We start from the raw sequence: 22,505 nt of genomic DNA, 5'->3' as shown, positions 1-22,505 counted from the left end.
CTGCGGTCTCCTCCTTGATTTCGCGAAACAGAGCCCACCATCAGCGCGAGCGCTTCCAGGGCGGTCGTTGATCGGCCGCACACCAGCAGCGTGCCCTGGTGCGCAGGGCATCGGGTGCTCCCCGCAGCGAAATCAAGGAAGAGGGCGAAGCCCGGGGAACATTCGCGGAGGGGAGTACCCGGTGGCCTGTGCACCCGCCCCGAATGCGCCCGCGATCAGAGCAACCCGAGCGTCAGCGCCTTCAAAGTGGCCGCAGCACGCGTCGTGCATTCCAGCTTGCGAAAGATGTTCTCCAGGTGAGCACGCACCGTGCTCGGACTGATGCCCAGCACACGCGCCGCTTCCTTGTTGCTGTCGCCCAGGCTGATGCGCCCGAGCACTTCGATCTCGCGGCTGGAAAGCAGGGCCGCTGCGTCGTTCGATGGTGTGGGGGCAGCATCGGCCTGCGGATGTCCCGTCAGCACGGCCACGGCCGCAGCGTCGAGTCGCCCGACTTTCGCTTCGTTTTTCAGCGCGGCGATCGCAGCGGCTTCGTCGAGCGCAGCCTGCCCCGGGCGGCTGGTGCGCAGCAGAACCCAGTGCGCGGCGACGGCCAGCACGCGCCCCGCGACGTCGATGGCCGGTCCCTTGATGCCGCGGAAAAAGCCCGAGCCGTCAAGGCGCTCGTCCACGAACGAGGCGATCTCGGCTTCGGTGCGCAGCGTGCCGATGCGGCGCGCCGCGCGGTCCGTCCAGTAGGGCACGAGCCGCAAGCGCTCCTTGTCGGCTTCGCTGCGCACGCCCGGCGAATCCCACACCGCGTTCGGCACCGACGCGCGGCCGATGCCGTGGATGAGCGCCGCGCGCCGCACCTGCCCCTGCTCGGTATCGCCCAGCCCCACGCCGGCGGCGCATGCGAACGCCGCATCGGCCACGCGGCGCGAGAAGCCGGTCATCCATGGCAGCTTGAGGTCGATCACGTCGGCGATCAGTTCCAGCGATGCGGTCGTCTCGCGCAATGCATCGGAGGGCGGCTGCATGTCGGCGGCTGCGCCTTGCTCCAGCGCATGCAGCCAGTCGACCGCATGCTGCTGCACCGCGTCGACAACGAAGGCCGGATAGCGCGCATCCGCCCGCTCGGCGATGTAGCGCAGCGCGTTGCTCAGGCCATGCACGCGCGAGAAGATCTCCAGGTCGCCGGCGACCGAGACGACGAAGACTTCTTCGGGAATCTGGGAGGCACGCAGGCCTTGCGGCTTGCCGCGCCCGTCGAAGGTCTCGAACATGTGGCGCAGCGTGCGTTCGACTTCGGGCGGCATGCCCAGCGTGCGCGCGATGTCGCCCGACACTTCGCAATGAATCTCAGCCATCGGGCCGACGGAGCCGGCGAATTCGGCCGCTGCGCTCGCCGATGCGGTCGAGAGCATCGCGCGGCGTCCGCCGACGTCGTCGCCCATCAGGTCGGAGAACTCGGGCGCGTTCGCGGTGCAGCCCGACCATCGCAGGAGCGACGCGCACGCCGCATGGCCTTGCACCGCCTGGTCGCGGCCGATGGCGGCGGCCAGTTGCGAGGCGATCCACGCGGTGCGGGCCGAATGGTCGATGGGTTGCCCCATGCTCAGGTCGCCGACGAATGCAAGGGCCTTGATGGCGTCGAAGACCGGGATATGGGGCGCAGGCTGCACGGGAGCAATCGAAGAAGTAAAAGGAAGAAGGCGCGCCGGCCTGGGCCGGCGCGCCGGGCACCTTACTTGGATTGGTTCACGGCGTCCAGAATCACCTGCGCCACCTTGGCCGGCTGCGATTGCTGCGGCACGTGGCTGCTGTTGACCGAGGAGACGGTCGCGCCGATCTTCTTGGCCATGTCGCGTTGCAGGGCTGGCTGGATCATGTGGTCCGAGTTCGCGACCAGGTACCAGGAGGGCTTGGTCTTCCATGCGGCCACGGTGAGCTTCTGCTCGAAGGACTTGCCCTGGATCGGGCCCTGCGTCGAGGTCATCACCGACGTGGCGGCGGCGGGGAGGTCCTGCGCGAAGTGCTTGGACATGCCTTCCTTCGTGAGCGACAGGAAGCCGCTCGCGTCGGCCTTGATGTGCGCGAAGCCGGGCGCCGTCGGGTAGTCCTTGCCGAGCTCGGCCGAGTTCTGGCCCGCATCGGGTGCGAAGGCCGCGATGTAGACGAGCGACGAGACCTTGTCGTTCCCGCCGGCCTCGGTGATGACCGAGCCGCCCCACGAGTGGCCCACCAGCACGACCTTGCCGGGCTGCGCGTCGATGGCGCGCTTGGCGGCGGCCACGTCGTCTTCGAGCGAGGTCAGCGGGTTCTGCACCGCGACCACGTTCACGCCCTTGGCCTGCAGCAGGGGGATCACCTTGGCCCAGTCGGAGCCGTCGGCGAACGCACCATGGACGATGACCACGCTGGGCTTGTCGCCGCTGGTGGCGGCGGTGGCGCCCGTGGCGAAGGAGAGGCCGATGGCGAGGGCTGCGGCGGCGAGCTTGAAGCGTTGAGCGGTTTTCATGGAAGTCCTGATGAGTGAGTTGAAGCGGAACCCGTACTGTCGGCGCAGCGGGCCCGCGGCGCCATCGGACGAATGTCCAATGGGCACAAACGCCGGGGAGCAACCCGCTCAGCGCACCAGCAGCTTCAGCATCCGCGCGAAGGTCTTGCCGTAGGGCGGCTTGAAGAGGCCCACGCCGCTGAAGGCCGACTGGTGGAAGATCGGCTTCATCTTGGAGAAGGTCGCAAAACCGTACTCCCCGTGGTAGGCCCCCATGCCGCTCGCACCGACGCCGCCGAAGGGCAGGTCGTCCTGCGCGATGTGCAGCAGGGTGTCGTTGATCGACACGCCGCCGGCCACCGTCTCCTGCATCACCCGGTCGATGGTCGCGCGGTTCTTCTCGAAGAGGTAGAGCGCGAGCGGACGCGGGTGCGCGTTGACGTAGGCGATGGCGTCGTCGATGGCCGTGTACGGAATCACCGGCAGGATCGGGCCGAAGATCTCCTCCTGCATCACGCGCATGCCGTCCTGCACGCCGGTCAGCAGCACGGGCGGAAAGCGGCGCGTCGCGGCATCGGGCGCCATGTCCGAGAGTGGAAGGGCCGATGCGCCCTGCGCCTGCGCGAGCGCCGCGAGTTCCTGCAATCGCGAGAAATGGCGCGGGCTCACGATGCTCGTGTAGTCGTTGTTGCTGGCGATGTCCGGGTACATCGCCGCGAACATGCGCCGCGCGCTGGCGGCGAAGCGCGCCTGCTGGCCCTCGGGCACGAGCACGTAGTCGGGTGCGATGCAGGTCTGGCCCGCGTTGAGCGTCTTGCCCACGAGGATGCGCTCGACGGCCTTCTCGAAGTTGGCATCGGGCCCGATGATCGCGGGCGACTTGCCGCCCAGCTCCAGCGTCACCGGCGTGAGGTTCTCGCTCGCGGCGCGCATCACGTGATGGCCGACGGCGGTCGAGCCGGTGAACAGCAGGTGATCGAACGGGAGGCTGGAGAATTCGCGTGCCGCCTCGGCATCGCCGTTGACGATGGCAATCTCGTCTTCCGCAAAGCTCGCGCGCACGAGCGTGGCGAACAACTCGGCAAAGCGCGGCGTGAATTCCGACTGCTTGACCATCACCCGGTTGCCCGCGGCCAGCGCGGCGGTCATCGGGCCCACCGCGAGGTTCAGCGGGTAGTTCCACGGAACCACGATGCCGACCACGCCCAGGGGCTGCGGCATGATCCGCGACGACGCGGGCTTGAACCAGAGGCCGGTGGAGCGGCGCTGCGTCCGCATCCATTTCCTCCCATGGCCCAGCGCATGGTCGATGCCCTCGACCGCGGGGAACACCTCGGCCAGCTCGGTTTCCTGGAACGGCCGGTTGAAGAAGTCGGCGCTGATGGCGGCGGCGATCTCCATGCGGTTGCCGGTCACCAGCGCGCGCAGGCGGTGCAGGCGGTCGGCGCGCTCGCTCCACGGCGGCGTCTGCGCGCGCAGGCTGGCTGCGCGCATCGCATCGAAGGTCTGTCTCATGGTGGGGGTCATGGCACCTCGTCGATGGGGGGCAGCGCGTTGGTCGGTACAGCGGACAGCGCCGCGGTCGTTGGGTCAGCCCCCGGCGCTTGCGGGGGGCGGCTCGACCGGCAGCGCGCGCTTGTGCGCGCTCTTGCGGTGCGTCGACAGGATGATCGCGCGCGCCTCGGCAGTCACCGGCTTGCCTTCGAGGAAGTCGTCGATCTCTTCGTAGGTGACGCCGAAGGCGTCTTCGTCGGGCTTGCCCGGCACCAGCGATTCGAGGTCGGCGGTCGGCACTTTGAAGACCAGTTCGTCGGGCGCGCCGAGCAGTGCCGCCACGGCTCGCACGCGGCGCTTGTTCAGGCCGGTGAGCGGCGTGATGTCGGCCGCGCCGTCGCCGAACTTGGTGAAGAAGCCCATCAGCGCCTCGGCCGCGTGGTCGGTGCCGATGACGATGCCGTCGTGCGCGCCGGCCACCGCGAACTGCGCGACCATGCGCTGGCGCGCCTTGATGTTGCCCAGCACGAAGTCCTCGTGCGCCGCATCGCGGAACTTCAGGTCGCCGGCCTTCAACGCGGCGAGCATGCCGTCGGCCGCGGGGCGGATGTCCACGGTGATCGTGCGGTCGGGCTTCATCACGGTGAGCGACCGTTGCGCTTCCGCTTCGTCCTTCTGCACGCCGTAGGGCAGGCGCATCGCGATGAAGGTGGCGTCGTAGCCGCCGGCACGCAGCTTCTCGACAGCACGCTGCGCGAGGCAGCCGGCCGTGAGCGAATCGACGCCGCCGCTGATGCCGAGCACCAGCGTTTTCAGTCCCGTCTGCTTCAGGTAGCCGGCGAGAAAGTCGGTGCGCCGCTCGAGCTCGGCGGCGGCATCGAACACGGGGGCCACGTGCAGCGCCGCGATGATCTCGCGCTGCGTGGCATCGACGGGGGACAGGTCAGCACTCATGTTTTTCGCCTGCGGATAAGAAGGAGATCAGAAGTCGACGAGGCTCAGGCCGATGCTCAAAACCGTTCGCTTGCGGTTGTAGTCCACCAGCGTGTCGCCATAGCCGTGGAACAGCTGCGTGTGGAAGCGCAGGTTGCTCTTGGTCGGATCGCCGATGGCCTTGAGCCATTCGAGCTTCACCGAGCCGCGGCCGCTGTCGCGCAGGTTGTTGCGCACCGTCACGCCGAGCGTGTTGTCGCGGTTCAGGTTCCAGCGGCCGGTGACTTCGGCGCGGCCGATGTAGTCGGCGATGTCGGGGTTGTCGTCCTTGGCCGCATCTTCCGAGATGCGCTTCCAGATGCGTCCGGTGATCTGGAACTCGTCGCCCAGCTCGGCCCCGCCCATCAGGTAGACGCGGTTCCAGCTGCGCGACAGCGGCAGCGTCTGGCCGTTCGACTGGTGCACGATGCCCAGGCCCGCGTAGCGCCAGCGCCAGCCGCCGGGCAGCTTGAAGTCGGTCGGGTAGACATACATCAGCTCGGGCTCGTGGTCGGTGGTGCGGAAAGGCCGCGAGATCGCGCCGTTGAACAGCTGCCAGGTCGACTGCTGCGAATAGGCGAACCACAGCGAGTCCTTCTTGACCGGATCGTTCTGCGTGAGCATGCCCTGCGCGAGCTTGGTGCGCACCGACAGGCCGATGCGCATCTCGTTGGCCTGGTAGGCGATGGGGTCGCCGGTGTGGTCGGCCGAGGGCGACGTGGGCACCTGCGGCTTCTTGGTGGCGGCCGAGACCGAGACGTTGAGCGGGCGGTAGCCGCGAAAGCCGAAGGTGCCGCAGTCGGTCGCGTTCTCCAGCTCCCAGAAGCGCGAGAGCACCGAATACTGGCGGTCGCGGCAGCCCTCTGTGGTGGCGACCGAGATCACGCGGGTGGCGGGAATCGTGCCGTCCACCGGCGGCGCCTGCGTGCTGGCCAGCACGGGCGGCGCGACAGGCACCGACACCGAGGGCAGCGTCTGCTGCTGGGCCCAGCGGTCGAAGCAGGCCAGGCGGGCGTCGTTGTTGTTGCCGAGCGCGGCGCATTGCTGCCAGGTGAGTTGCGAGTCGGCCAGCGGGCTCGCGGGCTTGTCGACGGCTTGTGCGTAGGCGGCCGCGCTGCCCAGGCAGGCCGCGAACGTCATGAACGTTGCGGAGAACGCATAGGTGCGAGTGGTCATCTTTTTCCTTCCAAACCGTCCGTTTTGATCAGCACGAACGGGTGCGTGCTTTCGTCCGCGGCATTGCGCCACGTTCCCCTGAATTCGCGGCCGCAGGAGCGCGGCTGCAAGGTACCGGCCCAGTTGCCGCTGATGGCGCGGCCGTCCAGCGATTCGTCGATGGAGAGGGCGCCCTCGTCGTCGACGTCGCCTGCCAGCTGCGCCACCGAAGGCTTGGCGCTGCCGCCATCGGCATTGCGCGTGATCGTGCCGCGCACGCCGGCGTAGTCGGGGTGCTTGCCGAGGTGCACGACGGACACGGCGGGCAGGCCGTCGAAGCGCGCTTCCCAGCGGCCGTAGAGCGATGCCAGGGGCAGGTCGCGCGCGTCGGCGGGGCAGTTGGGATCGACCGTGGCGCAGCCGGTGACGACGAGCGCGGCGAAGACCGCGAACAGCGCCTTCATGGCGCCGCCGCCGCGGCCGCCTTCGCGGCCGCGCTGTCCTGTGCCTTGCGCGCGAACTCGGCGCGCAGCGCCTTGAGCTTCTCGCGCGGGTCTTCCCTGGTCGTGGCCTTGTCCAGGCCCATCTCGGCGATGAAGCGGCTCGGCATGCAGGGCACCATGTCGCGGCCCTGCTTGCGCTTCTTGGTCCAGCTCACGGCCAGGCTGCGCTGCGCGCGGGTGATGCCCACGTACATCAGGCGGCGCTCTTCCTGCAGGCGTTGCGTCGTCTCGTCGCTCACCACCTTCTGGCGGCCGTTGTCGTCGTCCAGCTTGAAGGGCAGCAGCCCCTCGGTCACGCCGATGAGCAGCACGTGCGGCCACTCCAGGCCCTTGGAGGCATGCAGCGTGGAGAGCGTGACCACGTTCTGGTCCTGCTCGCGCTCGCTGATGGTCGAGAGCAGCGAGATGGTCTGCGCGACTTCGAGCAGGCTCTTGCGCTCGTTTCCTTCGTCGTTGTTGTTGGCGCCCGATGCGTCGTCCAGCGAGCCGCCGGCGCGCTGCGACATCCAGTCGACGAACTCCAGCACGTTGGTCCAGCGCGTGGCGGCGGCCGCTTCGCTGTCCTCGCCTTCGTAGAGATGGCGCTCGTAGTCGATCTCCTTGAGCCAGTCGAGCATGAAGGTGCGCGAGTCTTCGGCGCCCATGGTGCGGCGCGCGCGGTATTCCAGGTCGTTGATGTAGCGGCCGAACTCGTGCACGCCTTCGAGCGTGCGCTTGGGGATCACGCTGGGCAGCGACGGGCTGAACAGCGCCGCGAACAGGCTCAGCTTGTACTGGCTGGCGAACGTGCCCAGGCTCGCGAGCGTGGTGTGGCCGATGCCGCGCTTGGGCGTGGTGATGGCGCGCAGGAACGCGGGGTCGTCGTCGTTGTTGACCCAGAGGCGAAACCAGCCGCACAGGTCCTTGATCTCGGCGCGGTCGAAGAAGCTCTGGCCGCCCGAGACCTTGTAGGGGATCTGCGCGCGGCGCAGCGCCTGCTCGAAGATGCGCGCCTGGTGGTTGGCGCGGTACAGGATCGCGAAGTCGCGGAACTCCTTGTATTGCGTGCCCTGCGTGGTGGCGTCGCCCGCGCGCAGGCTCACGATGCGCGCCACCGCGCGCTCGGCCTCGTGCAGTTCGGTGTCGGCATCGACGATGCGCACCGGCTCGCCTTCGCCCAGTTCGGAGAAGAGCGTCTTCGGAAAGAGCTTGGGGTTGGGGCCGATCACGTTGTTGGCCGCACGCAGGATGGCGCTGGTGGAGCGGTAGTTCTGCTCCAGCTTGATGACCTTGAGCGTCGGGTAGTCGACCGGCAGCTTCTTCAGGTTGTCCAGCGTGGCGCCGCGCCAGCCGTAGATCGACTGGTCGTCGTCGCCCACCGCGGTGAAGCGGGCGCGGTCGCCGGCCAGGGCCTTGAGCACTTCGTACTGCGTGGCGTTGGTGTCCTGGTACTCGTCCACCAGGATGTGGCCGAGCGCGGCCTGCCACTTGGCGCGCACTTCGGGAAAGTCGTGCAGGAGCTTGAGCGGCATGCCGATGAGGTCGTCGAAGTCGACGCTCTGGTAGGCCTGCAGGCGCTCTTCGTAGTGGCCCATGACCTCGGCCGTGATGCGCTCGTTGTCGTCCACCGCGGCGGCGGCGGCCTGCTGGGCGTTGAGGCCCATGTTCTTCCACTTGCTGATGGTCCACTGCCAGATGCGGGCGGTGGCGATGTCGGTGGTGCCGCCGGCGTCCTTCAGGATCTTGGTGACGTCGTCGCTGTCCAGGATGCTGAAGGCGGGCTTCAAGCCCAGCACCGCGCCGTCCTCGCGCATCATGCGCACGCCCAGTGCGTGGAAGGTGCAGACCACCACCTTGCGCGCGTCCCGGCCGATCAGGTCTTTCGCGCGCTCGCGCATTTCAGCCGCCGCCTTGTTCGTGAAGGTGATGGCCGCGATGCGCTGGGGCTCCATGCCGGCCTGGATCAACCGGCCGATCTTGTGCGTGATGACGCGCGTCTTGCCCGAGCCCGCGCCTGCCAGCACGAGGCAGGGACCGTGCATGTAGTTGACCGCTTCTTGCTGCGCGAGATTGAGACCGTGGGACATGGGGGGTGGGAACGGGGAACACGCCGTGGGGAACGGCAGGCGCAAAGCGGGCAATGATACGGGGCCGGGCCCGCCGGACGTTGTAGGCAGGACACGCCGGGCAAGGGCAACGACAATCGGCCCGTGCTGCCCGTATTCCTTGTTACTTTCCCTTTCTTCGCGCTGATCGCGGCCGGCTACGCCGCCGCCCGCGCCCGCCTCCTGCCGCTGGAGGCGATTCCCGGCCTCAACACCTTCGTGCTGTATTTCGCGCTGCCGTGCATGCTGCTGCGCTTCGGCGCCGGCACGCCGATCACGCAATTGCTCGATGGCAGCGTCGCACTCGTCTGGGGCGCATGCGCGCTGGCCGTGGTGGCGGGCGTGGTGCTGCTGACCCGCAACGCACGCATCGGCTGGAACGACGCGGCTTTCGGCGCGCTGGTGGCGGCCTTTCCGAACACCGGCTTCATGGGCGTGCCGCTGCTGGTGGCGATCCTGGGCGCGCAGGCGGCCGGGCCGATGATCATCACGATCGCGTTCGACCTCGTGGTGACCTCGTCGCTGTGCATCGCGCTGTCGCGGCTGGACGGGGCAGGTGGCGCGGGGCGCCACGGTGCATCGCAGGCGGCGCGCAAGGCGCTGCGCGGCATCGTTTTCAATCCGATGCCGTGGTCGATCCTGCTGGGCGTGCTGCTGTCGGCGGCACGCTGGCAATTGCCGGGGCCCATCGACCGCACCGTGGCCATGCTGGCGGACGCGGCCTCGCCGGTGGCGCTCTTCACCATCGGCGCGGTGCTGGCGCGCTCCGCGTTGCTCGAGCGCGAGCACGTGGCCAGCGCCGCGGTGGCCCAGGCCATGGGAACCGGAGGCGCCGCCGCGCGCAAGGCGCCGCTGGCCGATGTGCTGCCGGTGGTGGCGGTGAAGCTGCTGCTGCACCCGCTGCTGGTGTGGGGGCTGGGTGCCGGGGCCATCGCGCTGGGGCTGCCGCTGTCGCACGCGGCACTGGTGGCGATCGTGCTGGTCGCGGCGCTGCCGAGCGCGAGCAATGTGTCGATGCTGGCCGAGCGCTTCGGCGCCGACAACGGGCGCATCGCACGCATCATCCTGTGGACGACGGTGGCGGCCTTCTTCAGTTTTCCGCTGGCGGTGGGGCTGCTGCGCTGAGGTGCGCGCTACGGCGTGAGGACGCCGAGCTTGTACGGATCTGCGTCGGACAGCCGCTCGCACTTGGAGAAATCGCGGCCCTGCGTGCCGTCGCAGTAATAGGCGTTGTAGATGCGCCCGAAGAGCGTGGGGCTCGCGGTGAAGAGCACGCCGTGGTCGGGCTGCCAGTTGTCCCGGGCGTCTTTGGTGGACGGGACACTGGCCTCCACCGGCTTGGCCGTCGCCGTGCCCGCCGTGGTGGCGGTTGCGGGCGTGAAGTCGGCCAGTGTCTTGTGGGCTTCCTCGCCGCGCCAGCGCACGGCCAGCTCGGCCGCCGTGGGCCGCACGGCCACCGGCAGCAGGATGCCGTTGACCTGGAAGCCGTAACCGAATCGATGGGTCTTGCCCGCAAGGAACGCGTAGGCGCAGGCGGCCATGCATTGGCCGCGGATCTCGGTGTCGACGCCGCTCGCGCGAATCGCGTCGGCAAACGCGCCCGCCGCATCGGCGGTGCCGCCGGAGAGATCCTCGAACACCACGGTGCGCACCGTGCCGCTCGCCAAGTGGTCCGTGAAGGTCTTGATCGCGCTTCCGTCGAGCATGCCCGAGACCACCAGTTCGCGGCCTTGCAGTGCGATGTCCGCCGCGGCGGCGGGTGTGCCGATGAGGGCGGCGACGCACGCAATTGTGGGTACCCAACCAAGAAGAGACGACGATTTCACGGCGACCTTTGCGTGTAAACGAGCTTGCCTGGAACGCGAAACTCGCGGAGGAGTTCGCGCATTGGCAGCTTGAGCAGCGTCACCGCGCCGCGTCAACTGTTTTTTCCAATTATTTCCAGGTAGGCAAGGGCAGGCCGTAAGTCATAGGAACCCTTATCTCTTCAGATGAATGCTTGAGTTTGCAGATGCGCTGCTAAAGTGGCTTCCGGTCAACGGTGTGAATAGGGGCGTCCGATGGCAATACTGGTTCGCATCATGTTGTGGGTCGCCTGGCTCGCCGGCGTGGCGTGGGTCTGGCATGTGGGTGCGCTCGGCACCGCGGCTTCGATCGCGCTGGCTGCGTTGAGCCTCGTGGTGTTCGCATGGCCGGGCAGCATCGCGCGGCGCCGGCACCACCGCGAATTGCGCTACGTGGACATGGGCAAGGAGCCCACCGGCTACCACTGAGTACCCGAGTTGTTGGAATGCGCGCGTCGCTTCAGGACGCCGCTGGCTGCTGCAGGCGCTGGAACTCGTGGCGCTTCATCGTGAGGTAGTCGCTCTTGTCGATCTCGTGGAGCTGCCTGGCGTACTGCTCCGTCGCATCGAACCAAGCCGCGAGGCGCTGCTCCAGCTGCGCCGCGCCGGGCGCATCGAGGTAGCTGTCGATCGCGAGGTAGTAGCGCATGGTGTTGCGCTCCACCACGCCCCGCACGCCGCCGATGTAGCCGCCTTGACCCGCGGGCGTGAAGCCGACCTTGTCGCTGCCGAGCGTGGCGAGGTAGCCCTTCATCGCGAGCCGTGCGGCGGTGCCGTAGGCGTACGCATAGCGCAGGTGGATCGCGGTCTTGCCGCCGTCCGCAGGCGAGGCCTCGAACACGATGCTGTAGTCGCGCGTGGAGAGCGGTCCGGTGTCTGCGCTCAGGCGAACGTTCAGGTAGTTCTCGTCGGACTTGCCCAGCGTGTAGGCAAAGGCGATCGCCTGCGCGTCCGCGATCGGCTGGTCGAACTTGCGCCCGATGGCGACCGCCAGCGTGGAGCCGCCGCCCTTGACCGCGCAATGCTTGGTGTTCAGGTGAAGCATCAGCACCTGGCACCACGCGGCGGGCTCCCGCAGCGCGCCGCTCACACGGGCGAACGGATGATCCACCAGCGCATAGACGTCACCGCTCAGCCGGTCCGCGGCTTCGCTCGATTCGAGTGCGAGCGGGCGACGGAAGGCGTTGCGCTCGAGTTGCGGCGCGAGCGACTGCAGCTTGGCGCGCAACTCGGCCGCCGGGCCGGTTGCAGGCGGGGCGGGTGGCGCGGGCGGCTGCTGCGCCGAAGCCAGCATCGAAGCCGCCAGAAGGAGGGCGCCGAAGCCCATTCGGCGGGCCGTGGTGGCGAGTGAGGTGTTCATGCTGGAAGACCTTGGCGCCGCCCGCATGCGCGCCGTGCAGGACAACCGGCTCAGATGCTGTGCGGATCGACGTCGATCAGCCAGCGGATCACGCCCTTGCCCTCGGGCGTGCGCCGCAGCTCGTGCAGCAGCGGCTGCCAGCTTGCGAGCAATCGCTGCAGCGCGGCGCGCGAGGGGCTCTCGATGAGCATCTGCGCACGCTCCACGTCGGCCACCCGCTGGATCGACAGCGGCACCGCGGGATAGCGGGTGACGATGTCGGCGCCCGGCAGTTTCTCGGCCGCATCGGCCGCGGTGTTCAGGAAGGCCTGCGCCACCGACTGCTCGCGCGCATCGGCACGCAGCAGCGCCTGGAACGCGAAGGGCGGCATCGCGGCCGCCTGGCGCTCGTCGAGCTGCTGTTTCGCGAACGCGGCGTAGTCGTGCTTGCGCAGCGCCATGAAAAGGGGGTGCTGCGAGTGGAAGGTCTGGATCCACATCTCGGCGGTCGTGCCCTGCGCGGCGAGGTAGGCGGCGTCGCGGCCCGCGCGGCCGGCCGATTGCATCAGCAGGCTGAACAGCCGCTCGGGCGCGCGGAAATCGCTGGAGAACAGCGCGCCGTCGGGGTTCACCGCCGCCACCAGCGTGATGCGCCGGAAGTCGTGGCCCTTGGCGATCATCTGCGTGCCGACCAGCACGTCGACCTCGCCCGCATGCACGGCCGCGAGTTGCGATTCGAGCGCGCCCTGCTTCTTGGTGCTGTCGGCGTCGATGCGCGCGATGCGCACCGCGCTGCCGTCGGGGCGCTTCACCGCGGCGAACAGTTCGGCCAGGTGCTCCTCGAGCCGCTCGGTGCCGCGGCCCACGGGTGCGATGTCGGGGTTGCCGCAGGCCGGGCAGGCGCGCGGCACCCGCTCGGTGAAGCCGCAGTGGTGGCAGCGCAGGGTGCGGTCGATCTTGTGGAACACGCGATAGGCGCTGCAGTGCGGGCATTCGCTCTTCCAGCCGCAGTCGCCGCAGGCCAGCACCGGTGCGTAGCCGCGGCGGTTCAGGAAGATCATGCTCTGCTCGCCGCGCGCGATGCGCTGGCCGATGGCGTCGAGCAGCGCGCCCGAGAGCACCGTCTTGGGCGGCTGCAGGTTCATGTCGACCAGCCGCACCGCGGGCAGCTCGCCCGCGCCGATGCGCGATGGCATCTCCAGCCGCACATAGCGTCCGCCCGGGTCGTCGCCTTCGGCGGGGCGGCTCTGGTGCCAGCTTTCGAGCGAAGGCGTGGCCGAACCGAGGATCACCTTCGCGCCTTCGCGCTGGCCGCGCCAGACGGCCAGGTCGCGCGCGGAATAACGCGCGCCTTCCTGCTGCTTGTAACTCGGGTCGTGTTCCTCGTCGACCACGATCAGCTTCAGCCCCGGGATCGACGCGAACACCGCCATGCGCGTGCCCAGCACGATGCGCGCGGCGCCGCTGTGCGCGGCGAGCCAGCTCGCCAGGCGCTGCGGATTCGTCATGCCGCTGTGCAGCGACACCACCGCCTCGTCGCCGAAGCGGGCCTTGAAGCGCGCTTCCAGCTGCGGCGTGAGGTTGATCTCGGGCACCATCACCAGCGCCTGCGCCTCGGGGTCGCGTGCGAGCAGGTCGGCCACGCAGCGCAGGTAGACCTCGGTCTTGCCGCTACCGGTGCTGCCCACCAGCAGGAACGTGCCGCTCTCGGACTCGATGCGGGCCAGCGCCGCCGTCTGCTCCGCGCTCAGCGCGATCAGGTTGGCGGCTTCGGCCGTCTGGGCGACGGGTCCGGTCGTTGTCTTGCGCTTGAGGCGGCGCGCGAGCTGCGTCGCCGTCAGGTCGCGCAACTGCGGCGGCAGGGACGCCAGGGCGATCTCGCCGATGGAGCGCTGGTAGTAGCGGGCGGCAAAGGCCACGAGATCGCGCCAGGCCTGGCCGAGCGGCGCCAGCGCGTCGAGGGCGGCGCCCACGGGCTTGAGGGCCATGTCGGGCTCTGCGCCGTCCAGCGAGACGGGTTCGTTCCAGACCACGCCCAGCACCTCGCGCCGGCCCAGCGGCACCCGCACCAGCGTGCCGGGCACGAGCGGCGCCGTGCCGGCGTAGCTCAGCAGATCGCCGAGTGCGGCATGTGCCGGCGTCTGCACGGCGATGTCGATACGCCACACCAGGCCTGCCGGCGCGCTCTCAGGCGGCGGCAGAGGGACGCTACCGGCGGCCGGGGCGTCCGTATCTGGGGCAGGACTGGCTGGAGAAATGGGAGACCTTGTTGGCAACGGTTGTTAATGCGACTTTGAGCAAAACCACTTAAGTCGTTGATTTTCCAGTGCTTTGCCAGCCATCCAGAGTTTCTGTGGATAACTTTGTTGACAACCGGCCTCGACACGCTGCGGAGCCTTGAAAATCAAGGCTTCGGCTGGATTGCCCCAAAAAAAAGCAAAGTTCAAATCCTATATAAATCAACAACTTACGCGTGCTATTGGTTTGGGAGCAAAGAGGTCAATGCCTCAGATAATCTTGCGCACTGCAACACAGGTTTTGTGCATAAGTCGGGCCTCCTACACCGTTTTTAGGCTTGACAAACAGCGGCGGAGCGATTTTCCCGGGGGCACTTCGCGCTTCCGCACGATCGGCCCCCCGGGTCACAGTTTCAGCCGCGCAGGGCCCGCGACTGCGTGTGGACCGCTTCGACCAGCGCCGCCACATGGTCGGGCGGCGTGAACTGGCTGATGCCGTGGCCCAGGTTGAAGATGTGCGTCGGGCCGGGGGCATTGCGGTCCGCATGGGGCTTGCCGAACGCCTGCAGGACTTTCGCCACCTCGGCCTCGATCTGCGCGGGCGGCGCGAACAGCACGTTCGGATCGATGTTGCCCTGCAGCGCCTTGGCCTTGCCGTCGGTGCCTTCGGCGACCTGGCGGCGCGCGGCGGCGAGGTTCACGGTCCAGTCCACGCCGAGCACTTCGCAATCGAGCGCGCGCATGGCTTCGAGCCAGAGGCCGCCGCCCTTGGTGAACACGATGCGCGGCACGGGCTGGCCATCGGCGCCGGTGCGCTTCAAGCCCGCGAGCACGCGCGCCGTGTAGGCGAGGCTGAACTCCTGGAAGGCGCCGTCGGCCAGCACGCCGCCCCAGCTGTCGAAGATCATCACGGCCTGCGCGCCGGCGTCGATCTGCGCGTTGAGGTACGTGGCCACCGAATCGGCATTGACCGCGAGGATGCGGTGCATCAGGTCGGGGCGGCTGTACAGCATGCTTTTCACGAGCCGGTAGTCGCTGGAGCCCGCGCCTTCGACCATGTAGCAGGCGAGCGTCCAGGGGCTGCCCGAGAAGCCGATCAGCGGCACCCGGCCGTCGAGCGCGCCGCGAATCGAGGCCACGGCGTCGAACACGTAGCGCAACCTGGCCATGTCGGGCACTTCGAGCGCGGCCACGGCCGCTTCGTCGCGCACCGGGCGGGCAAAGCGCGGGCCTTCGCCGGCTTCGAAAGAAAGGCCCAGGCCCATGGCGTCGGGCACAGTGAGGATGTCGGAGAACAGGATCGCCGCGTCCAGCGGGTAGCGTGCGAGCGGCTGCAGCGTGACTTCGGTGGCGTAGTCGGTGTTGGTGGCCAGCCCCATGAAGCTGCCGGCCTTGGCGCGCGTGGCGACGTACTCCGGCAGGTAGCGGCCGGCCTGGCGCATCAGCCAGACGGGCGTGTGATCGGTGGCCTGGCGCCAGCAGGCTCGCAGGAAAGTGTCGTTTTGCAATGGGGCGAAAGGCATTTCCCAATTGTCGCAGGGCCTCGCCATCGCCTGCGATGGCCCTGGGACCGTCCGTGGAAAGCTCAGACCACCGGCACGCGCCGCGAATCCGCCGGGCTCACGTTGCGCCGGTAGAGAACCAGCGTGGCGATCAGCCCGCAGATGGCGGCCGCCGTCATCCACAGGCCCGGCGCGCCCTTGTCGCCGGTCATCTCGATGAGCCCAGTCGCGATGGCCGGCGTGAAGCCGCCGAACAGCGCCGTCGCCAGGCTGTAGGCAAGCGAGAAGCCGGCGGTGCGCACATTGACCGGCATCACTTCGGTGAGCGCCACCACCATCGCGCCGTTGTAGCTCGCGTAGAGGAATGACAGCCACAGTTCCACTTCGAGCATGCGCGCGAAGCTCGGCGCGCCCACCAGCCACTTGAGCGACGGGTACGCGGTGAGGATGGTCAGCACGGTGAACAAAATCAGCAGCGGCTTGCGTCCCACGCGGTCCGAGAGCGCACCCATGATCGGCAGCCAGATGAAGTTGGAGACGGCCACGCACAGCGTGACGATGAGTGCATCGGTCGTGCTCAGGTGCAGCACCGACTTGCCGAAGGTCGGCGTGTAGACCGTGATGAGATAGAACGACACGGTGGTCATCGACACCAGCATCATCCCGGCGATGACGAGGCCCCAGTTGGCGATCATCGACTGGAAGATCTCGCGCGCATCGGGGCGGTGCTTGCGTGCCATGAACTCTTCGGTCTCCTGCAGCGAGCGGCGGATGACGAAGAGCACCGGCACGATCAGGCAGCCGACGAAGAACGGCACGCGCCAGTAGAAGTCGCCGATCTCCTGCGAGGAGTAGGTCACGTTGAGCCAGTAGCCGAGCGCTGCCGCCACGACGATGGCCACCTGCTGGCTGGCCGATTGCCAGCTCACGTAGAAGCCCTTGCGGCCCGGCGTGGCCATCTCCGAGAGGTACACCGACACGCCGCCCAGCTCCACGCCCGCCGAGAAGCCCTGCAGCAGCCGGCCGATGAGCACCAGGAGCGGCGCGATGACGCCGATGGTCGCGTAGGCCGGCACGCAGGCGATGAGCAGCGTGCCCAGCGCCATGAGCGCGAGCGTGACGATCAGGCCCTTGCGGCGGCCGACGCGGTCGACGTAGGCGCCCAGGAAGATCGCGCCCAGCGGTCGCATTAGGAAGCCCGCGCCGAAGGTCATGAAAGTGAGCATCAGCGAGGCGAACTCGTTGCCCGCGGGGAAGAACGCCTTCGAGATCTGCGTTGCGTAGAAGCCGAACAGGAAGAAGTCGAACATCTCCATGAAATTCCCGCCGGTCACGCGCAGCACGGTGGCGAATTTCGAGGAGGAGGCCGTGGTGGAAGAAGGGCGGGCGGCCGCGCCTTGTGGCGCAGCGGAGGGCGCAGGATTCATCTTGTTGTCCCCTTGGGCGATGTGTGAACGCCTAAGGCTAGGTCGGGCTCCCCGACCGCTACCTGACGCCGCGGGTCAGGTAGCTGTCACTCATGGAGTGACGGACGCAATGCGCGTCAGGTTCTGCGTCAGGTCTTGTATTTGATCGAGCAGCCGTAGGGCCGCGTCGTGGTCGCCGAGATCGGTTTGCCGCCGAAGGCTTCGCCCAGCGCCTGGTTCACGTAGTTGGTCGCGGTCTTGATGTCGTCCACGCGCGCCGACGCAATGCTGTCGATGCCGCCCGCATACACCAGCGTGCCCTTCGGATCGATGATGAAGATGTGCGGCGTGGTGCGCGCGCCGTAGACCTGGCCGATGACGCCGTCCTCGTCCATCAGCACGGCAGTGGGCGCGGCCGATTGCGACTTCATCCAGGCATCGAGCGCGTCGGCCTTCAGGTAGTCGCTCGCAGCGCGCTCGGTGGAGTTGATGGCCAGCCACACCACGCCCTTGGCGGTCGCGGCCTTTTGCGTGGCGGGCATGTTGCCGCTGCCGTAGTGCTTGCGCACGAAGGGGCAGCCGGGGTTGGTCCATTCGAGCACGACGAACTTGCCGGCGAAGTCGGAGAGCTTGTGCTTGGCGCCGGTGGTGTCCACGGCCACGAAGTCGGGCGCCTGCTGGCCCACGGCCGGTGCGGCGAACGCGTTGGTGCCCATCAAAAAGGCCCCGCCGAGCGCAACGGCGGCAGCGACCACGGCACGGCGGGAGGCTCGGCTCAGGGCGGCGCGGGCATGGCGCGCGGCACGAAGGGAACGCGAGTCGGAGGTCGGCGAGAGAGACATGGCCAGCTTGAGCTCCATTAGAAAATTCCAAACGACAACTGCAGCTTAGAACGGTTTCTTCAAGTGCATGTGACAACCCATGTCACGCAGTGTGGTCAAAGCGCGGCGAGTGCGGCGCGGACCTCGTCTTTACCCAAAATTTCGGTCAGCACGACCGGCGCCTTGCCCGGCGCCTGCAGCACGTACACAGGCACGCCGCTGCGGCCGAGCGCGGTGAGCGCGGCGGTGATCGCGGGGTCGCGGCGGGTCCAGTCGGCGCGCAGCATCGCGACCTTCTTGGCATCGAAATCGGCGAGCACGTCGGCATCGGCCAGCGTGCGCTTCTTGTTGTATTGGCAGGTCACGCACCAGGCGGCGGTGAAGTCGATGAACACCGGCTGGCCGGCGCCCGAGAGCTCGCTCACGCGCTCGGCCGACCACGGTTGCCAGCGCTGGTCGGCAGTGCTGTTCGCAGCCAGCCTGGCCGGCTCCACCACCTGCAGCACGTTGCGGCCGATGGCACCGGTCAGCACCGCGGTGAAGGCGATCAGCACGGTGGCGATCACCAGCCGCGTGCGGCCGCGCAGCGTGAATGCCCAGACGATGGCCGCCAGGCACACCAGCAGCGCGAGCAGCGTGCCCGCGCCGTCGATGCCGCTTTGCTGGCCGAGGATCCAGACCAGCCACGCCACGGTGGCGAACATCGGAAAGGCCAGCAGGCGGCGCAGCGTGCCCATCCAGGGTCCGGGCTTGGGCAGCAGGTGGGCGACGGCGGGCACGAAGCCGGCCACGAGATACGGCAGCGCGAGCCCGAGGCCCAGCGCCGCGAAGAGCAGCAGCGCCTGCGCGGCGGGCAGGCCGATCGCGAAGCCGAGCGACACGCCCATGAACGGCGCGGTGCAGGGCGAGGCGATCACCACGGCGAGCACGCCGGAGAGGAAGTCGTTGGCCAGCGGATGCTTGGCCTGGGCGGTGCACACCGACGAGGGCGCCGCGTGACCGAACTCGAACACGCCCACGAGGTTCAGGCCGATCAGCGTGAAGAGCGCCGCGAGCGCCGCCACCACGCCCGGCGACTGCAGCTGGAAGCCCCAGCCCAGTTGCGCACCGGCCGCGCGCAGCGCGAGCATGGCGCCGCCGAGCGCGAGGAACGACAGCATCACGCCGCCGGTGTAAGCGAGGCCCGCCTTGCGGTGTGCGCTGGCATTGCCTGCCTGCCGCGCAAAGCCCAGCACCTTGATCGCGAGGATCGGGAACACGCAGGGCATCAGGTTCAGCAGCAGGCCGCCGAGCAATGCGCCCAGCAACGCCATGGCGAAGGTGCCGGTGGGTTGGGCGGGCAGGTCGGTGGTCGAGGCGGATGCGGCCGCGTTGGCGGCATTTGCCGCATTGGCAGTGAGCGCGGCCTGCAGTGCGGGCGACACCTCGGCGCGTGCCGGCGTGGCGGCGGGCCAGTTGCCGGAAACCGGCGCTTCCGCGCGCCATGCCACCGGCTGGCCCGGCTGGCGGTCGGCGTCGGCGAGGGCGACCACGAGCGGCAAGACAGTGGGGCTCGCGCTGCGCTGGTCGGCCAGCGGCATCGTCGCGGTCCAGGTGCCGCCTTGCCAGCTTTGCGTCCAGTCCTTGCCGGAGACGGCCGCGGTGCGGATCACTTCGGGGGTCTCGGGGAAGAAGGCCAGCGTCTTGCCTTGCACGGCGGCCGGCAGCCCTTCGAGCGTGATTCGCAGGTTGGTGCCGTCGACCTCGATGCCGCCCGGTTGGGCCAGCGGCTGGGGCTGGGCGGCCTGTGCGGCGTCGAAGTCGGCCTTGTGCAGCGCGGTCGAGCCCTGCAGCGGCAGCGAAAGGATGAACTCGCCCTCTTCGGGGATGCATTCTTTTCGGCAGACCAGCCAGGAGGCCTTGAGCTTTACGTCCATGGCCGGCGTGCCGCCGGCCAGCGCCATCGGCGGCTTGTAGAGCGTCGAGACCTCCAGCGGGACCGGCAGCAGCACGGTGTTCTCGTAGCCGTAGTTGGCGAGGTTGCCGACCGGGATCTTCTTGGGCACCGGCCAGGCGATCTCGCCGGTCGAGACGCCGGCGGGCAGCGTCCAGGTCAGTTCGGTCGGGAGGCCCGAATCGCCGGCGTTCTTCCAGTAGGTGTGCCACTCGGGCTGGTGGGTGATCTGCAGGCCGACCCAGGCCTGGGCGCCGGGGGAGACGCCGTCGGGCGCATGCGCAACGAGTTCGGCGCGCACGTGCGGGGTGGTGACGACAGCCCCGGTCTTGGGCGCCAATTGCGCGGCGGCCGGCATGCTGGCTGCGGCGATTGCTATCAGAAGCGTAGCGAAATGGATGCGCGGGAAGATCATGCCGTCAGTCGGAGCAATAGGGCAGGGCGAAGTTCCGGGTGTTTCGTCAGGCGGCCGCTGCCGCCCAGCCCAGCACCACGCGCCGGCTGTTGGCGCTTTTCTTCTCGATCTTGGTGACGACCACGGCCCCGATCTCGGCGGTGTTCGCAACATGCGTGCCGCCGCAGGGCTGGAAGTCGATCTGCGCGTCGCCTTCGGCGCCGATGCGGATGGTGCGCACCGTGCCCGTGCCGCGCGGGGGCTGCACGCTCATGCTCTTGACCAGCGCCGGGTTCGCGTCGAGCTCTTCGTCGGTGATCGCGCCCACCGTCAGCGGATGAGCCGCCTCGACCAGCCGCGCGAGGCCGGCGGTGAGCGCTTCCTTGTCGAGCGGGTCGGTCATGTGGAAATCGATGCGCGCGTAGTCGGGAGTGATCGAGCAGCCGTTCACCGGCACCGGCACGAGGTGGCACAGGAGGTGGGAGGCGGTGTGAAAGCGCATCAGCCGGTGGCGGCGCTCCCAGTCCAGGCGGGCGGTGACGGTGTCGCCGGGCTTCAGCGCGGCCAGGAGGTCGGCCTGTTCGGGCGTCGGCACGTGGAGGAACTCGTGGGTGGGAAGGCCCTCTTCGTTCTTGGCCTTGCGGGTGTCGGCGATGACGAGTTCGCGGCCGTCGGCCAGGGCCAGCACGCCGCTGTCTCCAGCCTGCCCGCCGCCCAGCGGATAGAACACCGTGCGGTCCAGCACGATGCCGGCTTCGTCGATGCGCAGGATGCGGGCTTCGCAGGCGCGCAGGTAGGCGTCGGCACGGAACAGGTCGTCGGTCATCCGGCGATGGTAGCGGCGATGCGCGATTGGGGTGCGCCCACGCCAGAAAGCGCCCACGACCGACAACCCCGGGGCCGGCCCGCGATGGATGATCCGCGCGGTATGCGGCCCCCGCCGCGAAGGATCACGCATGAAAGCTCCGCAGCAAGCACCCACCCGCATCGCCCGCGCCTGGCAGATGTCCGCCCTGGCCGTCGCCGCCGCCCTGCTCGTGGCCGGCTGCGGCGAGGCCGCCAAGCTCGCCCCGGAGGTCACGACCGGCCCGCGTCCGCAGCTGGTCGAGCCGAACAAGACGATGATTCCGACCGTCAACGTGGCGCCAGCCGTCGGCTGGACCGACACCGCCGCGCCCACCCCCGCCGAAGGCCTGCGGGTGACCGCCCTCGCGCGCGGGCTGGAGCATCCGCGCTGGGTCTACACCCTGCCCAACGGCGACGTGCTCGTGGCCGAGAGCAACAAGCCGCCCAAGCCGGGCGGCAGCAGCGACGGCGGCAGTGGCCCGATCGCCAAGATCCGCAACTGGGTCATGGGCAAGGTCATGGCCCGCGCCGGTGCCGGCGTGCCCAGCCCGAACCGCATCACCTTGCTGCGCGATGCCGACGGCGACGGCGTGGCCGAGGTCAAGCAGGTCTTCATGACCAACCTGATGTCGCCCTACGGCATGGCGCTGGTAGGCAACGAGCTCTTCATCGCCAACGCCGATGCGCTCGTGAAGGTGCCCTACACCGAGGGCGAGACCTCGGTGAAGGTCAATCCCACGCTGGTCACGCAGCTGCCCGCGGGCATCAACCACCACTGGACCAAGAACGTGATCGCCAACGCCGACGGCACGAAGCTCTATGTGACGGTCGGCTCCAACAGCAACATCGGCGAGAACGGCCTCGCGGCCGAGGAAGGCCGCGCCGCGATCTGGGAGGTCGACGCCAAGACGGGAGAAAAGCGCCTTTTCGCGAGCGGCTTGCGCAACCCCAACGGCATGGGCTGGGACCCCGACACCAACGTGCTGTGGACCGTGGTGAACGAGCGCGACGAGATCGGCAGCGACCTCGTGCCCGACTACCTCACCTCGGTGAAGGAGGGCGCGTTCTACGGCTGGCCCTGGACCTACTACGGGGGCATCGTCGATGCGCGCGTGACGCCGCAGAACCCCGAGATGGCGGCTAAGGCCATCGCGCCCGATTACGCGCTCGGCTCGCACGTCGCGCCGCTCGGCATGACCTTCTCGCACGCGCGCGGCATGCCGCCGGAGTTCGCGAGCGGCGTCTTCATCGGCGAGCACGGCTCGTGGAACCGCAAGCCCAAGTCGGGCTACAAGGTGGTGTTCGTGCCCTTCATCGGCGGCAAGCCGAGCGGGCCGCCGGTGGACATCCTCACCGGCTTCCTCACCGCCGACGAAAAGGCCCAGGGCCGGCCGGTGGGCGTGACGCTCGACAAGAGCGGCGCGCTGCTGGTGGCCGACGACGTGGGCAATGCGGTGTGGCGCGTGTCGCGCGCGAAACCGCAGTAACTCGCGCCG

18 protein-coding genes are annotated in these 22,505 nt (G+C 68.7%); 3 read left to right on the top strand and 15 right to left on the bottom strand.

Annotated features, from left to right (window positions below):
* Positions 1-215: 215 nt before the first annotated feature.
* The 7 genes from RT97_RS18955 to RT97_RS18925 all read right to left on the bottom strand — a co-directional run bounded on the left by RT97_RS18955 (position 216) and on the right by RT97_RS18925 (position 8,669).
* Positions 216-1,664 (bottom strand): HD domain-containing phosphohydrolase, encoded by a 1,449-nt coding sequence (locus tag RT97_RS18955; RefSeq protein ID WP_042580347.1) that lies wholly within the window; start codon positions 1,662-1,664, stop codon positions 216-218.
* 62 nt (positions 1,665-1,726) lie between these two features.
* Complete coding sequence (locus RT97_RS18950) at positions 1,727-2,500, bottom strand: alpha/beta fold hydrolase (protein ID WP_042580346.1); 774 nt, start codon at positions 2,498-2,500, stop codon at positions 1,727-1,729.
* Positions 2,501-2,608: 108 nt separating this feature from the next.
* Complete coding sequence (locus RT97_RS18945) at positions 2,609-4,006, bottom strand: coniferyl aldehyde dehydrogenase (protein ID WP_155403844.1); 1,398 nt, start codon at positions 4,004-4,006, stop codon at positions 2,609-2,611.
* A gap of 63 nt (positions 4,007-4,069) precedes the next feature.
* Positions 4,070-4,927 carry an ammonia-dependent NAD(+) synthetase gene (nadE, locus tag RT97_RS18940; RefSeq protein ID WP_042580345.1) on the bottom strand — a complete coding sequence of 286 codons (858 nt, stop codon included), beginning with the start codon at positions 4,925-4,927 and terminating at the stop codon, positions 4,070-4,072.
* 27 nt (positions 4,928-4,954) lie between these two features.
* The gene (locus RT97_RS18935) at positions 4,955-6,121 is read right to left on the bottom strand and encodes a phospholipase A (RefSeq protein ID WP_042580344.1); all 1,167 of its coding nucleotides are present in this window, start codon (positions 6,119-6,121) and stop codon (positions 4,955-4,957) included.
* Positions 6,118-6,564, bottom strand: coding sequence for a hypothetical protein (locus RT97_RS18930; protein ID WP_042580343.1), 447 nt, complete (start codon positions 6,562-6,564; stop codon positions 6,118-6,120). Before RT97_RS18930 ends, RT97_RS18935 begins: the two co-directional genes overlap by 4 nt.
* A complete protein-coding gene (locus RT97_RS18925) occupies positions 6,561-8,669 on the bottom strand; it encodes an ATP-dependent helicase (protein WP_042580342.1) in 2,109 nt (702 codons plus the stop codon). Before RT97_RS18925 ends, RT97_RS18930 begins: the two co-directional genes overlap by 4 nt.
* 123 nt (positions 8,670-8,792) lie before the next feature.
* On the opposite strand from RT97_RS18925, the gene RT97_RS18920 reads away from it, so the two are divergent.
* The gene (locus RT97_RS18920; protein ID WP_042580341.1) at positions 8,793-9,812 is read left to right on the top strand and encodes an AEC family transporter; all 1,020 of its coding nucleotides are present in this window, start codon (positions 8,793-8,795) and stop codon (positions 9,810-9,812) included.
* Positions 9,813-9,820: 8 nt separating this feature from the next.
* Here the strand turns inward: RT97_RS18920 and RT97_RS18915 are convergent, their stop codons facing one another.
* Entirely contained in the window at positions 9,821-10,513 is a 693-nt protein-coding gene (locus tag RT97_RS18915) for a hypothetical protein (protein WP_253278268.1), read from the bottom strand.
* A gap of 255 nt (positions 10,514-10,768) precedes the next feature.
* Between RT97_RS18915 and RT97_RS18910 the strand changes: the two genes are divergently transcribed.
* The gene (locus tag RT97_RS18910) at positions 10,769-10,960 is read left to right on the top strand and encodes a hypothetical protein (RefSeq protein ID WP_253278267.1); all 192 of its coding nucleotides are present in this window, start codon (positions 10,769-10,771) and stop codon (positions 10,958-10,960) included.
* A 31-nt stretch (positions 10,961-10,991) separates the two neighbouring features.
* On the opposite strand, the gene RT97_RS18905 is transcribed toward RT97_RS18910, so the two are convergent.
* From RT97_RS18905 to RT97_RS18875, 7 genes are all read right to left on the bottom strand, one after another.
* Positions 10,992-11,891, bottom strand: coding sequence for a hypothetical protein (locus RT97_RS18905; RefSeq protein ID WP_042580339.1), 900 nt, complete (start codon positions 11,889-11,891; stop codon positions 10,992-10,994).
* A gap of 50 nt (positions 11,892-11,941) precedes the next feature.
* The gene (gene priA / locus RT97_RS18900; RefSeq protein WP_042580372.1) at positions 11,942-14,017 is read right to left on the bottom strand and encodes a replication restart helicase PriA; all 2,076 of its coding nucleotides are present in this window, start codon (positions 14,015-14,017) and stop codon (positions 11,942-11,944) included.
* 503 nt (positions 14,018-14,520) lie between these two features.
* Positions 14,521-15,630, bottom strand: a complete 1,110-nt coding sequence (hemE, locus tag RT97_RS18895) for a uroporphyrinogen decarboxylase (RefSeq protein ID WP_042580338.1) — start codon at positions 15,628-15,630, stop codon at positions 14,521-14,523.
* A gap of 62 nt (positions 15,631-15,692) precedes the next feature.
* Positions 15,693-17,036, bottom strand: a complete 1,344-nt coding sequence (locus tag RT97_RS18890) for an MFS transporter (protein ID WP_042580337.1) — start codon at positions 17,034-17,036, stop codon at positions 15,693-15,695.
* Positions 17,037-17,164: 128 nt separating this feature from the next.
* Positions 17,165-17,875, bottom strand: coding sequence for a redoxin domain-containing protein (locus RT97_RS18885; protein WP_172672226.1), 711 nt, complete (start codon positions 17,873-17,875; stop codon positions 17,165-17,167).
* Between the two features lie 77 nt (positions 17,876-17,952).
* A complete protein-coding gene (locus tag RT97_RS18880; RefSeq protein WP_172672225.1) occupies positions 17,953-20,184 on the bottom strand; it encodes a protein-disulfide reductase DsbD family protein in 2,232 nt (743 codons plus the stop codon).
* A gap of 46 nt (positions 20,185-20,230) precedes the next feature.
* Positions 20,231-20,989: an alanyl-tRNA editing protein gene (locus RT97_RS18875; protein WP_042580336.1), complete on the bottom strand. Its 759-nt coding sequence runs from the start codon at positions 20,987-20,989 to the stop codon at positions 20,231-20,233.
* Positions 20,990-21,119: 130 nt separating this feature from the next.
* On the opposite strand from RT97_RS18875, the gene RT97_RS18870 reads away from it, so the two are divergent.
* Entirely contained in the window at positions 21,120-22,496 is a 1,377-nt protein-coding gene (locus RT97_RS18870) for a PQQ-dependent sugar dehydrogenase (protein ID WP_042580335.1), read from the top strand.
* Positions 22,497-22,505: the final 9 nt, after the last annotated feature.

This window comes from Variovorax paradoxus (genome assembly GCF_000834655.1).
Taxonomy (GTDB): domain Bacteria; phylum Pseudomonadota; class Gammaproteobacteria; order Burkholderiales; family Burkholderiaceae_C; genus Variovorax; species Variovorax paradoxus_F.
This window is presented reverse-complemented; position numbering and strand designations above follow the sequence as displayed.

Excerpts from the sequence above, each read along its gene's own strand:
- RT97_RS18875 (WP_042580336.1), bottom strand. The coding sequence starts at position 20,989 with ATGACCGACGACCTGTTCCGTGCCGACGCCTACCTGCGCGCCTGCGAA.
- RT97_RS18945 (WP_155403844.1), bottom strand. The coding sequence starts at position 4,006 with ATGACCCCCACCATGAGACAGACCTTCGATGCGATGCGCGCAGCCAGC.
- RT97_RS18905 (WP_042580339.1), bottom strand. The coding sequence starts at position 11,891 with ATGAACACCTCACTCGCCACCACGGCCCGCCGAATGGGCTTCGGCGCC.
- hemE (WP_042580338.1), bottom strand. The coding sequence starts at position 15,630 with ATGCCTTTCGCCCCATTGCAAAACGACACTTTCCTGCGAGCCTGCTGG.
- RT97_RS18930 (WP_042580343.1), bottom strand. The coding sequence starts at position 6,564 with ATGAAGGCGCTGTTCGCGGTCTTCGCCGCGCTCGTCGTCACCGGCTGC.
- RT97_RS18885 (WP_172672226.1), bottom strand. The coding sequence starts at position 17,875 with ATGGAGCTCAAGCTGGCCATGTCTCTCTCGCCGACCTCCGACTCGCGT.
- RT97_RS18910 (WP_253278267.1), top strand. The coding sequence starts at position 10,769 with ATGTTGTGGGTCGCCTGGCTCGCCGGCGTGGCGTGGGTCTGGCATGTG.
- RT97_RS18890 (WP_042580337.1), bottom strand. The coding sequence starts at position 17,036 with ATGAATCCTGCGCCCTCCGCTGCGCCACAAGGCGCGGCCGCCCGCCCT.
- RT97_RS18950 (WP_042580346.1), bottom strand. The coding sequence starts at position 2,500 with ATGAAAACCGCTCAACGCTTCAAGCTCGCCGCCGCAGCCCTCGCCATC.
- RT97_RS18880 (WP_172672225.1), bottom strand. The coding sequence starts at position 20,184 with ATGATCTTCCCGCGCATCCATTTCGCTACGCTTCTGATAGCAATCGCC.
- RT97_RS18935 (WP_042580344.1), bottom strand. The coding sequence starts at position 6,121 with ATGACCACTCGCACCTATGCGTTCTCCGCAACGTTCATGACGTTCGCG.
- RT97_RS18925 (WP_042580342.1), bottom strand. The coding sequence starts at position 8,669 with ATGTCCCACGGTCTCAATCTCGCGCAGCAAGAAGCGGTCAACTACATG.
- RT97_RS18870 (WP_042580335.1), top strand. The coding sequence starts at position 21,120 with ATGAAAGCTCCGCAGCAAGCACCCACCCGCATCGCCCGCGCCTGGCAG.
- nadE (WP_042580345.1), bottom strand. The coding sequence starts at position 4,927 with ATGAGTGCTGACCTGTCCCCCGTCGATGCCACGCAGCGCGAGATCATC.